Source organism: Bacillus sp. CIS52 (genome assembly GCF_053545315.1).
The window spans coordinates 46,660-58,668 of record NZ_JBIUFR010000001.1 but is presented as its reverse complement, the minus strand read 5'-3'; the positions used below and the strand labels follow the sequence as shown (position 1 = coordinate 58,668).

Sequence of the window (12,009 nt, the reverse complement as noted above, 5' to 3'; positions counted from 1 at the left end):
CGCTTTATTTTAAAATCCGCAATTCTTCCCATGCCGGAAGCTGTTTAGCCTCGCAAATTAATTTGCATAAATGGATCGAATGTTCGAGCTCTTGTTCTGAAAGCTCTTCTTCATGCCTTTCCATTCTCTCTTTCAGCTCTTGGATTTGCGTAAATAATGACGTCGTCATATTGGAATAAGCCGCTGAATCGTTGTTATAATTTCGCGCAATAACGGATTGAATCATCAATTTATTCAGTTGTTTTTTGCGTAAACGGACAATATGCTTCTTTCTTTCCGCTGAATTGGAAAGCGGGTGAATATCAGATGTCTGTCCAAAGGGATAAGGTACAATGTGATTCGTTATTTTTTTCAGCAGACCGGATAAGACATTGTTCGGCCCCATTTCGATGACTTCCGTGACTCCTTGTAAAAGCAAGTAATGCATTGATTCCGCCCATCTTACCGGCATCGTCATGTGCTGCTTGAGATGTTCGCAGATCGAATTTCCGCTGCTGTAAGGGCGCGCGGTGACATTTGAAATGATCGGCCATGCGGCATCCCGGAAGGAATACTGGTGTAATGCACTCTGGAATTGTTCGGATGCCGATCTTATCATTGAGCTGTGAAAAGGTGCACTTACATTTAAATAAGTGTATGCCGCCCCCTTTTCCTCCGCCATCCTGATGACACGCTCCACAGCTTGCCGGTGTCCGGAAATGACATGCTGCCGGTCTGAATTCATGCAGGCTACACCTGCCGGAAAGTCTTCTGTCGACACTTTCGCACACATTTCTTGCAATGTTTGAAGAGAGAGCCGGGTCACGGCAGCCATCGTCCCCTGCTGCTGGGGATCCGCATTTTGCATAAGAATCCCCCGCCGCCTTACAAGTGTAACGGCATCATGAAAAGAAAGGGCGCCGGCACAGACAAGCGCCGAGTATTCTCCTAAGCTGTGACCTGCAAGAAAGCGCGGCTTAACCCCTATTTCTTGCATATACACTTGAAACGCAATCACACTGACCGTTAAAATAGCGGGCTGCGCATTCATTGTTTTTGTTAATTCATTCATATCACCGTTAAAACACAGCTTTTTTATATCCAAGGAGATCGCGTCGCCAGCTTCTTCAAATAATCTTTTTGCGGCCGCAAAATCATTCCAAAATTGTTTGCCCATTCCTACAAATTGAGATCCTTGTCCAGGAAATAAAAAGGCAAGATTGTTCATGAGCTCCCTCCGATCGCATTGAACATCGATCCAATATCATACAATATATCCCTTTATATAACATCGTAGCATGATTATAACAAAGGTGTATAGAATACTTTCGGAGGAGTTATTGTTCGATTTCACAAACGAACTGGTTATAATTGTTCATAAAATATAAGATGGAGCTGACACTGAAAAATCAGTCTTAAAGAGAGGTGATGAGAGCCGGGCCGGAAGCCTGTTTCCGACTCTTCTTCACTTAGGGAGCGCCCTTAATGTTTCATATTTTTTGGGTATATAGGCATAATTGTGTCAGAAATTACATCTTTTCTGTTTATTGTAAAAGTTCATTTGTATATCTGTGAAGGATTGTAAACTGGTTGTGCAGGAATGGGATTGGAAGAGGAAAATCTGCAGTGAAATGCGGTGCAGAACATATGGATGATCCTGCTCCGATACCGATTGATGCATTCTCAATCGATTAAATTCCGGCTGTTTTTTTGTTTACATTGTTTTGTAACCTTCCGTCAGCATTCACCATCTTGCTTATCAAGAACCCCAATCTTATTTGGACAGAAAAAAACAGCCGCTCAAAACGGCTGTTTTTTCATGGATATCAGAACTATTGAGCGGTATAACCGCCGTCCATAACGACGGCCTGACCGGTGACGCCTTTTGCTTTGTCGCTGGCCAAAAATACGGCGTAATCCGCAATTTCCTTCACTGAAAGCAGACGTTTTTGGGGAACGAGCGGGAAGATGACGTCCTCCAGCACCCGTTCGTACGGTACATTCCTTGTTGCTGAAATATCCTTTAACTGATTGCGGACAAGCTGAGTGTCCACATATCCTGGGCAAAGCGCATTGACGGTAATGCCGTCAGCCGCGCCTTCAAGTGCGCCGACTTTCGTTAAGCCGATGACGCCATGCTTGGCGCTGTTATATGCCGCTTTTCCGTAAAAGCCGATCAGTCCGTTGACAGACGCCATATTGATGATCCGTCCGAACTGCTGTTTTTTCATGACGGGGAATGCATGTTTCGTGGTGAGAAACGGTCCAGTCAGCATGACGCGGATGAGCCTTTCAAACTGTTCCGCGGGAAATTCCTCGATGGGCGCGATATGCTGAATGCCCGCGTTATTTACGAGAATATCGAGCCGGCCGAATTCTGTCAGAGCTGTTTGAATCATATCGGCCGTTTGTTTTTCATCTGTTACATCACACGTGAGGCTGATGGCATGGGCGCCTTCTCCGCTGAGTTTTGCAGCAGCTTCTTTTCCCGCCTGTTCATTAACATCCGCTATGAGAACGGAGGCTCCTTCACGGGTGAATTCTTGAGCGATTTCAAATCCGATTCCTCTGGCTGCCCCTGTCACCACAGCTGTTTTGTGTTTCAGCATTGAATGCATGATGATACCTCCTTATTTCCGCCGGGACGTTAATGCTTCACTGACAGTGAACCGGCCTTCGGTTTTCTCGAGGACTTCCTCTAATACCGCGCCTTCCTGCAATTCGGTCAGCGTCATACGGCCTTGGCAGAAATCGAATACCGCCAAATCTGTGATCAGCCGATCGACGACCTGCCTGCCAGTTAAAGGCAGCGTACATTCCGATTTCACTTTGGACTCTCCATATTTATTCACATGCTCCATGATGACAACGATCCGTTTTGCTCCGTGAACCAAGTCCATGGCGCCGCCCATTCCTTTAATCATTTTTCCGGGGATCATCCAGTTCGCCAAATCTCCCCGTTCGGACACTTCCATGCCGCCGAGGATGGCGACATCAATGTGCCCCCCGCGAATCATAGCAAACGATTCGGCACTGTCAAAATACGAGGCTCCTTTGACTTCGGTAATGGTTTCTTTCCCGGCGTTAATAAGATCTGGGTCCTCCGTTCCGGCAAGGGGATAAGGGCCGATTCCGAGCAAGCCGTTTTCCGACTGAAGCATCACATTGTAATGATCCGGGATTTCATTGGCGACAAGCGTCGGCATGCCTATCCCTAAATTCACATTCATTCCGTCTTTAATTTCCTTTACTGCCCGTGCGATCATTCGTTTTCTGCCATCTTTCATGAGATCAGCTCCCTTCTTCATGCTTCCCGGACGGTGCGGCGTTCGATCCGTTTTTCTTGTGTTGTGCTTTTGAGCACATGCTGAACAAAGATACCCGGTGTATGAATGTGATCCGGATCAAGCTCACCGATATCGACGATTTCTTCAGCCTCTGCAATCGTCACTTTGCCTGCCATGGCAGCGAGCGGATTGAAGTTTCTCGCCGTCTTTCTGAAAACCAGGTTGCCCAGAGGATCAGCTTTCCAGGCCTTTACGATGGCGGCGTTCCCTGTAATTCCTTTCTCCAGAAGATAGGTGCGTCCTTCAAATGTCTTCTGTTCTTTTCCTTCGGCTACTGATGTCCCGACGCCCGCAGATGTATAAAAACCCGGGATGCCCGCCCCTCCCGCGCGAATTCGTTCTGCGAGCGTTCCTTGGGGAACCAATTCGACTTCCAGCTCCCCGCTTAAAAACTGCCGTTCAAATGTTTTGTTTTCTCCCACATAGGATGCGACCATTTTTTTGATCTGCCGATTTGCAAGCAAGAGGCCCAATCCCCAGTCATCAACACCGCAGTTATTACTGACAACGGTCAGGTTTTTCACGCCGCTGTCCCTGATCGCGAGAATTAATTGTTCCGGAATGCCGCACAGGCCGAATCCTCCTGCGATGAGGGTGTCTCCGTCTTTGATCAGTTCAGCAGCTTCTTTAAACGAATCCATGATTTTCCCTTTTCCCATATTCGCTTCCCCTTTCTGTTTTGGCTACACAAGGCCCGTCAGACTGTAAATACCGATGATGACAAACACAGCGGCTGTTTTAATGACGGTAATGGCAAAGATATCTCTGTAGGATTGGCGGTGAGTCAACCCTGTGACCGCGAGCAGCGTAATGACGGCGCCATTATGCGGAAGAGTGTCCATCCCGCCGGAGGCCATCGAGATCACCCGGTGCATGACTTCCGGCGGGATGTGAAATGTATGGATTGCTTCTGTATACGCTGCGGACATCGTACTTAAAGCGATGCCCATTCCTCCTGAGGCCGACCCTGTAATCCCGGCAAGCGCAGTGGTCGTCACCGCTCCATTGACAAGCGGATCAGTAAACGTCTGCGATATGCCGCTGCTGACTGCTTTGAAGCCGGGAAGCGCTGCAATGATGCCGCCAAATCCGTATTCGGCTCCTGTATTCATTGACGCCAGCAAGGCGCCCCCGATGCCCACATTCAGTCCTTCCTTCAAATTGAAGAGCACTTTTTTCCAATCGAACAAAATCGTTGTCATGATACCGATGAACAGTGCGAGCTCTACTGACCAGATCGCAGTGACGGAAGAAAGATCAATCTTTCCGAACGCTTCTAAACCGAGCGGCGCAAAATCAAATCCGGCGGGATACCAATGCGGGAGCCACATCGTGAAGCATTTGTTCAATACCCCGACAAGGATAAGCGGAATAAAGGCGAGCACTTGCCGCGCGGTACTGGGTTCTGCCTCCTGCGATAAATCAGGCGTGTTTTTTTCATAAGCCAGACCTGAGGATTCCTTTGCAGCGGAAACTTCAGACGGAAACCCAGCATAGCCTTCTCCTGCATCGGCCGCTTTCTTGCGACGGAATTCTAAATAAAACATCCCGGCCGTAAGCACAAACGCTGCACCAATCAGTCCGAGCCAGGGAGCGGCATAAATGTTTGTTTTAAAAAATGCTGTCGGAATGACATTTTGAATTTGCGGTGTGCCGGGAAGCGCATCCATTGTAAATGTAAAAGCGCCCAATGCAATCGTTCCGGGTATCAGACGTTTGGGAATATCAGCTTTCATAAATAGGTTTTTAGCAAACGGATAGACGGCAAACACCGCTACGAAGAGACTGACGCCGCTGTACGTTAAAATCGCACCCATTAAGACGATGGCGAGAATGGCTCTTTTTGCTCCCACAAGCCTGACGATTGTTTTTGCGATCGACTCGGCGAGCCCGGATATTTCAACAACCTTGCCAAAAACAGCCCCCAAAAGAAATACGGGAAAATACAGCTTAATAAAGCCCGCCATCTTCTCCATAAATATATTCGAGAAGAAAGGAAGTACGAAGCTCGGATCTGTCAGAAGCACAGCAAACAGCGCGCAAATCGGGGCAAATAAAATGACTGAAAAGCCTCGATAAGCCGCAAACATCAGCAAGCATAATGCCAATAAAATAATGACAATGTCCACAAATCCCCCTCTTTTCTGCTTCATGATAGCAAACGCTTACAAATTGATTCGAAGGAAGAAAATGCAACAACCATGCCAAGCTTACATCATGCTTCGTTTTTTCGAAAAAAGACGCATGAATTCCGGAAAATCGGAAGTTTCCATTTTGGCGGAAAGAAAAGGAAGCCCTTGTTACGGTTATATTGAATGGCTGAGCGGTGAGTTTTTTTGGATATGCGAGAGAGGATTTTTGCTTTATAAATATGTATTCTTTTTTCTTTCATTTATTTCCTGCAGGAGGAACCGGTAAAATCCGACCCTCCTGCATGGTCATCAGCCGATGACAACTGGAAGCTCTGTGAGTGACCTAAAACCAATGAGCTTCCGGTATTCAAGCTTGGGTGCAGCCAGCCGAAGCTTAGGCATCCGCTCTAACAGCGCGAGAATGGCTATTTGTGCTTCAATGCGCGCTAATCGTGAACCTACGCAAAAATGGGCGTTCTTTCCGAATGCAAGATGAGGATTCGGTTTTCTTTCAATGTCCATTTTGTGAGGCTGATCGAATATGCTTGGATCGCGATTAGCTGCACCTAAAAGGATATATACCTGCTCTCCTTTTTTTATGATCTTTCCATTTATTTCGCAGTCTTCTGAAGCGGTGCGGGCCGTCAGCTGTGTAGGGCTGTCATAACGCAAACATTCCTCGACTGCAGTTTCAATAAGCGAGGGGTTTTCTCTCAGTGCGCTAAGCTGTTCAGGGTGTTTCAATAAAGTATACACACCGTTGCTTATGAGGTTTACCGTCGTCTCGTGTCCGGCTATGATAAGTAATACACATGTCGCGAGTACTTCCTCTTTTGAAAGCTGTTCTTCTACAATAAACCTGCTGATCAAGTCTTCCTGAGGCTGGATTTTCCGCTTGTGAATCAAATCTCTGAAATATGACGTCATCCTGCCTGCGGTGCCGCTTGCTCTGACTAACGTCTTTCTTGACCGGGTAAAATCAATGGCCTGAATGACGTCTGCCGTCCATTGTCTGAATTGATATCTCTCCTCTTTCGGCACTCCGAGTATCTTCGCAATGATGAGGCTTGCCAATGGAAAGGCAAACTCTGAAACAAGGTCTGTAGTTTTTTTGTTTTGGACTTGATCCAATAAGTCATGCGCCGTTTCTTTTATACAGGGGCGGAGTGATTCCGCCGTCTTTGCGGTGAATTCTTTCCCTATAACCATCCGGATCCGCTTATGGTCTGATTGATTTTTAAATAACAGCATATCGTGCTGGATATGCGATAGATTTTGATATTTCGTTGAAGCTTCCGGAAGAGGAATGCGGTTTTTAAACCGGTTGTCTTTCAGAATCGCTTCCGCTTCTTTATACCCGGTGACATACCAGCCCGGATATTTTAATACGGTTCCTTTATAAACAGGATCAATGGCCCGCAGGTTGTCATAAAACGGGTAAGGGTTATTCCAAAAATCTGAATCCGCCTGGAGGGACGGATGTGAAATTGATACGCCCGCCGTCATCTTATACCTCCGTTTTGCAGGCGGATTGTAAGCCGGCTTTCATTTCTTCGACGGATTCAACTTCAAAACCTAGATCATGGAGCATTTTATGATCCTCTGTTTCATGCTGTCCTGAGGTTGTTAAGTAATCACCGACGAATATAGAGTTTGCCGCGTACAGGCCGAGCGGCTGCAGCGAACGCAGGTTGACTTCCCGGCCTCCTGAGATTCGGATTTCTTTTGCCGGATTGATAAAACGGAACAAGGCGAGCACTTTCAGGCAGTACACCGGATTTAATTCGCTTACCCCTTCTAACGGAGTTCCGTCAATCGCATGCAGAAAATTAACCGGGATGCTGTCGGCGTCAAGCGCTTTCAAGCTGTTCGCCATATCAATGACGTCCTGTTTCGTCTCTTTCATGCCGACGATGACACCCGAACAAGGTGACATCCCTGATTGTTTCGCCATTTGTACCGTATTGACCCTGTCGTCATACGTGTGTGAGGTCGTAATGTTTGCGTGATTCCTTTGTGACGTATTGATGTTATGATTGTACCGGTCGACTCCTGCCTGTTTCAGCCGCTCTGCCTGTTCCGGCTTCAGCAGACCGAGGCATGCGCAGATTTTCAAACCGTACGTTTCTTTTATTTCTTTGACAGCATCAACCACTTGGTCTACTTCTCTGTTTGACGGTCCCCGGCCGCTGGCGACGATGCAGTATGTTCCTATATTCAGGTCATGGGCGCGTTTTGCCCCTTTAAGCAATATATGCTTATCCACCATCCGATAAGACTCAATCGGCGCTTTTGATATTGCAGATTGTGAACAGTACCCGCAATTTTCGGGACACAGGCCTGACTTTGCATTCATAATCATATTCAGCTTTACCTTTTTTCCGTAAAATCGTTTTCTGATATGAAAAGCGGCATGCATCAGCAATAAAAGATCCTCATCAGGGCAATTTAAAATGGCAAGCGCTTCCTGGTTCGTTACTTCCGCCCCGTCCAGCACTCTCTCTGCAAGATCCATCCATTGATTCATGTTTATCTCCCCATTTGTGTCAGATTCATGAAAGAGGAAACATCTACATGTTTCTCAATCATGTGTTGAATGTTTTCTGCTGAAACGAGATCCAGCTTTGGTGTGATTCCCAAAATCGGAACTTTGCATAAGGTTTCAATGATGCTCGGGTTTGTCTTCTCGTCCAGCCCCGGCCGGCTCTTTACGCCGTTGATAATGATGCCGAGAACCTCTATCCCCACGTTTTTCGCATATTCAACGGTTAAATACGTGTGGTTGATGGTTCCGAGATCAGGCCTGGCCACAATCACTGCCGGCAATTCCAAGGCTTTTATCAGATCACTGACTAAATAATTTTCACCAAGCGGGACGGAAATGCCGCCTGCCCCTTCGACGATGAAACACTCATGACGATTTTTGATCTTTCTCCAGTGGGCCGTGACCTCTTCCATGCTCACGGATTTTCCTTCAAGCATGGCGGCCGTGTACGGTGCAAGCGGCTCTTTCCATTCAAATGGCGTAATCTCTTCATGAGACAGTGCGGTTTGTGACATGTTTTTCAACAGCGAGGTGTCACTTTCCGGATGAGTCCGCGGCACCCCGCTTAAAAACGGCTTAAACACTCCGACATCCGCACGTTTCTGCCTGAATGCCGCGGCCAGTCCGCAAGAGACGATGGTTTTTCCGACGCCCGTATCTGTTCCTGTGATAAAAAAACTTCTCATTTGTTTATATTCAGCTCTTTTCTAATGGAATCAAATGCTTCTGTAAGCCCATCTATGTCCTGTAAGCTGCGGTCCGCCGTGACGGTCAGCCTGATTCTGCTTTCACCGTCAGGAACGGATGGCGGGCGGATGGCCGGGGCGCAGATTCCCTTTTTCTCCAGCAGTGCAGCAACTGAAACCGCTGTTTTTGCATCACCGATGATGACGGCGATGATTGGTGTATCTCCGCCTCTTACGGTAAAACCCATATCGGCCAGACGGGTTTTGATCGTTTTGACAGACGACAGCAGTTCACGGCGCGTATCGTACATATCTGATATGATGTCAAATGCCGTATGGGAAGCCGCACAAATTGCCGGCGGAAGGGCCGTCTGAAAAATAAACGTCCGCGCATGATTCAGCAAAAAATCAATGAAAATGTTTGACCCTGCGGCAAAACCTCCTTCCGTTCCGACCGCTTTACTTAACGTGCCGATGACAACATCAGGACAAACACCAAAATATTCACTGGTTCCCCCGCCGTTTTCCCCGAGTACACCGGTTGCATGCGCGTCGTCTGCTATCACAAATGCCTGATACTGCTTTGCAAGCGCCATTATGCGGTCAAGAGGCGCAATGGTGCCGTCCATGCTGAAGACGCCGTCCGTGACGATAAAGCGGCGGTTCCGAGACTGGACGGAGGCAAGTTTTTCCTCAAGATCAGCCATATCAATATGGCGGTACACGATGGTTTCCGCTTTCGATAAACGGCAGCCGTCAACAATGCTCGCATGGTTCAATTGATCGCTTAAAATGACATCGCCTTTTTGCGGCAGTGAAGCAAGCACGCCTATATTCGCCAAGTAACCGCTGGAAAACAATAAAGCAGCTTCCGTCTGTTTAAAATCCGCGATTGTTTGTTCAAGTGTTTCATGCCAAAAAGTATTTCCTGTCGTTAACCGGGAACCGCTGCTTCCCGCTCCGAAGCAGTTTAGCGCCGTTTGCGCGGCTGTGATCAGGCGCTCATCTTTAGATAGGCCTAAATAGTCATTGGATGCCCAGATCTTTTCCCCTTTGTTTTTGAGAGCGGTTTCCTGTTTCCGCAGCGTCCGATACAGCCCGTCTCTTTTCACCACATCGAGCCTTTCGAAGAGCCATCCGTCAAAATCCACGGCCGGTCACCTCGGCTATCGCTTCTTTCATAATGGAGATCATGGCTTTTAACTGATCAGTCGTGCTGGCGAGCGGCGGAAGAAAGGCGATGACGTCTCCGAGCGGCCTCGTCAGCATACCGAGCTCTCTCATTTTCAAAGACACCTTATATCCAACACGCTTTTCAGGCGGATAAGGCTGTTTTGTCCCCTTATCCTGCACGAGCTCTATGCCGCACATGAAACCGAGCTGGCGGACATCGCCGACATGGGGAAGCTGCTTCAGATCATGAAGAAGCATCGCTGCCGTTTTTGATTTTTCGGCGACTTGTTCAACGATGCGCTCTGATTCAAATAAACGGAGATTTTCAATTGCCGCGGCACAGCCCAGCTGATTTCCTGTATAGGAGTGGCCGTGGAAAAATGTTTTCATGTTTTCATAGTCATCATAAAAAGCTTCATAAATCGCTTCTGCGGCAAACGTCACGGCGATCGGCAAATAGCCTCCCGTAATTCCTTTCCCTGCGGCCATCAAGTCCGGCTGGACATTTTCATGCTCACAGGCAAACATTTTTCCGGTGCGGCCGAACCCCGTCGCCACTTCGTCAACGATCATTAACACATCATATGCCGTACACAGCTTTCGTACGCCTGCCAGAAAGCCTTCAGGCATGACGATCATGCCGGATGCGCCTTGCACCATCGATTCAATCGTAAGTGCGGCAATCTCTTCGTGATGCTTTGCAAGCAGCTGTTCGAGCGCGTTCAGACATTCATCCCGGCACTGTACGGGGTCGCCGCTTTCAGATCTGTATACGTAAGGAATCGGCGCTTTGTAGCTTTCAAACATCAGCGGGCCGTATACATGGTGAAAGAGTTCAATAGAACCGACGCTGACCGCTCCGATCGTATCGCCGTGATAGCCGTTCTGCATCGAAATGAATGTCTGCTTTTTGGGCCTCCCTATGTTTTTCCAGTATTGAAAGGCCATTTTCAGAGCGATTTCCATTGCTTCCGCTCCGCTGTCAGAGTAAAAAACACGTGTCAGATTTTCAGGTGCAATGCCCGTCAGCATCTCGGCAAGTTCTGTCGCGGGAACATTCGTCATGCCCAGCAAGGTCGAATGAGCGATTTTTTTAAGCTGTTGTTGAATCGCCTCATCTATTTCTTTTTTGCGGTGGCCGTGTACATTGAGCCATACTGAGGAAAAGCCGTCATAGTATTCTTTGCCGCTTGTGTCTTTCAGCATGATTCCGTTTCCGCTTTCAATTATTAACGGATCCTCATCGTAATCTTTCATTTGTGTGAAAGGCAGCCAAAGATGCTTTTTGCTTTTTTCAATCATTGATTGTTTCATATGTTCCCCTCCCGCTGAATGAATACAGGCTGTTTCTCTAAAAAATGAATACAGCTCTCTGTATCTGTGATTCCATCTGTAAAGAAAATCCGGCAGCCGCTCTCATCGCCGTCATTCTTCATCTTGGTAATCCGCTGATAGCCCAGCTCTTTTGAGGCAACGTAGCCCGTTATGTAATCAGGGTCATCTGACCAGCACACTTCAGCTATGATTCCCGGATGCGCGCAAACCTTTGCCGCGATGGCATGTGCTTCTTTGATTCGTGAATTTTCCGGCATGTTGTGATCTAAAGCCCATTTTTGAAAATCGTGTGCCGGCCAATCCATTCGGGATACCCGCACACCTCTTTCCCTTCTGCCGTCAATGCGTTTTCCCGTCCGGATGTCAAACAGGACCGCTCCTCTTGCTTCTGCATATTCCGCGATGTTTTGATAGGCTTTCTCTATCATGCGCGGAGGAATTCCTGCTTTTTGCAAAAGCGTCCGGGCGATTGCTTGTCCTTTCTCTGCCGTATCTGTTTGATGTACGGTAATCGGCAAAGGGCGGATCGTTTTGATCGGTTCATTGACGCTTTCAAGCTGGATCTGCATAAAATCAGGCGTCCCTCTTGAATGCGAGAAGCCTTTATGTAATAAGCCATTCACCGCTTCCTGTATTCCGCTGTAAGTGATAAGCCGTTCTCCGCCGGAAATGTGTTTCCCGCCCTGTTCATGAGGGGCGTTTCGGGAAGCTCTCATTCTGACGCTGTAATATGTTTCTTCCTCCATTCCTTTCCCCTCCTTTCTCTTGCCTTGAAAAATAATGTTAACCAAAATAATTAAAGGTTAACACTT

General features: G+C 47.7%; 11 protein-coding genes. All 11 read right to left on the bottom strand.

Annotated features, from left to right (window positions below; genetic code table 11):
- Nucleotides 1-4: 4 nt before the first annotated feature.
- Nucleotides 5-1,207, bottom strand: coding sequence for an ACP S-malonyltransferase (gene fabD, locus ACH32G_RS00140; RefSeq protein ID WP_448813867.1), 1,203 nt, complete (start codon nt 1,205-1,207; stop codon nt 5-7).
- Nucleotides 1,208-1,811: 604 nt separating this feature from the next.
- The gene (locus tag ACH32G_RS00135) at nt 1,812-2,597 is read right to left on the bottom strand and encodes a 3-hydroxybutyrate dehydrogenase (protein ID WP_415272801.1); all 786 of its coding nucleotides are present in this window, start codon (nt 2,595-2,597) and stop codon (nt 1,812-1,814) included.
- Between the two features lie 12 nt (nt 2,598-2,609).
- The gene (locus ACH32G_RS00130; protein WP_448813866.1) at nt 2,610-3,266 is read right to left on the bottom strand and encodes a 3-oxoacid CoA-transferase subunit B; all 657 of its coding nucleotides are present in this window, start codon (nt 3,264-3,266) and stop codon (nt 2,610-2,612) included.
- A gap of 17 nt (nt 3,267-3,283) precedes the next feature.
- Nucleotides 3,284-3,985: a CoA transferase subunit A gene (locus ACH32G_RS00125; RefSeq protein ID WP_016935944.1), complete on the bottom strand. Its 702-nt coding sequence runs from the start codon at nt 3,983-3,985 to the stop codon at nt 3,284-3,286.
- 24 nt (nt 3,986-4,009) lie between these two features.
- Nucleotides 4,010-5,455, bottom strand: coding sequence for a GntP family permease (locus ACH32G_RS00120; RefSeq protein WP_188154103.1), 1,446 nt, complete (start codon nt 5,453-5,455; stop codon nt 4,010-4,012).
- Nucleotides 5,456-5,767: 312 nt separating this feature from the next.
- Entirely contained in the window at nt 5,768-6,964 is a 1,197-nt protein-coding gene (locus ACH32G_RS00115; protein ID WP_448813865.1) for a cytochrome P450, read from the bottom strand.
- Nucleotide 6,965: 1 nt separating this feature from the next.
- A complete protein-coding gene (bioB, locus tag ACH32G_RS00110; RefSeq protein ID WP_016935940.1) occupies nt 6,966-7,985 on the bottom strand; it encodes a biotin synthase BioB in 1,020 nt (339 codons plus the stop codon).
- Between the two features lie 2 nt (nt 7,986-7,987).
- Nucleotides 7,988-8,689 carry a dethiobiotin synthase gene (gene bioD, locus ACH32G_RS00105; RefSeq protein WP_448813864.1) on the bottom strand — a complete coding sequence of 234 codons (702 nt, stop codon included), beginning with the start codon at nt 8,687-8,689 and terminating at the stop codon, nt 7,988-7,990.
- Complete coding sequence (gene bioF / locus ACH32G_RS00100) at nt 8,686-9,840, bottom strand: 8-amino-7-oxononanoate synthase (protein ID WP_448813863.1); 1,155 nt, start codon at nt 9,838-9,840, stop codon at nt 8,686-8,688. The genes bioD and bioF overlap by 4 nt, the downstream gene beginning before the upstream one ends.
- Nucleotides 9,830-11,176, bottom strand: coding sequence for an adenosylmethionine--8-amino-7-oxononanoate transaminase (bioA, locus tag ACH32G_RS00095; RefSeq protein ID WP_064778991.1), 1,347 nt, complete (start codon nt 11,174-11,176; stop codon nt 9,830-9,832). Before bioA ends, bioF begins: the two co-directional genes overlap by 11 nt.
- The gene (locus ACH32G_RS00090; RefSeq protein ID WP_326351900.1) at nt 11,173-11,943 is read right to left on the bottom strand and encodes a 6-carboxyhexanoate--CoA ligase; all 771 of its coding nucleotides are present in this window, start codon (nt 11,941-11,943) and stop codon (nt 11,173-11,175) included. The genes bioA and ACH32G_RS00090 overlap by 4 nt, the downstream gene beginning before the upstream one ends.
- Nucleotides 11,944-12,009: the final 66 nt, after the last annotated feature.

What these genes read in the sequence shown, in the direction of transcription:
- fabD (WP_448813867.1), bottom strand. Translation starts at nt 1,207, where the DNA reads ATGAACAATCTTGCCTTTTTATTTCCTGGACAAGGATCTCAATTTGTA.
- ACH32G_RS00135 (WP_415272801.1), bottom strand. Translation starts at nt 2,597, where the DNA reads ATGCATTCAATGCTGAAACACAAAACAGCTGTGGTGACAGGGGCAGCC.
- ACH32G_RS00130 (WP_448813866.1), bottom strand. Translation starts at nt 3,266, where the DNA reads ATGAAAGATGGCAGAAAACGAATGATCGCACGGGCAGTAAAGGAAATT.
- ACH32G_RS00125 (WP_016935944.1), bottom strand. Translation starts at nt 3,985, where the DNA reads ATGGGAAAAGGGAAAATCATGGATTCGTTTAAAGAAGCTGCTGAACTG.
- ACH32G_RS00115 (WP_448813865.1), bottom strand. Translation starts at nt 6,964, where the DNA reads ATGACGGCGGGCGTATCAATTTCACATCCGTCCCTCCAGGCGGATTCA.
- bioB (WP_016935940.1), bottom strand. Translation starts at nt 7,985, where the DNA reads ATGAATCAATGGATGGATCTTGCAGAGAGAGTGCTGGACGGGGCGGAA.
- bioD (WP_448813864.1), bottom strand. Translation starts at nt 8,689, where the DNA reads ATGAGAAGTTTTTTTATCACAGGAACAGATACGGGCGTCGGAAAAACC.
- bioA (WP_064778991.1), bottom strand. Translation starts at nt 11,176, where the DNA reads ATGAAACAATCAATGATTGAAAAAAGCAAAAAGCATCTTTGGCTGCCT.
- ACH32G_RS00090 (WP_326351900.1), bottom strand. Translation starts at nt 11,943, where the DNA reads ATGGAGGAAGAAACATATTACAGCGTCAGAATGAGAGCTTCCCGAAAC.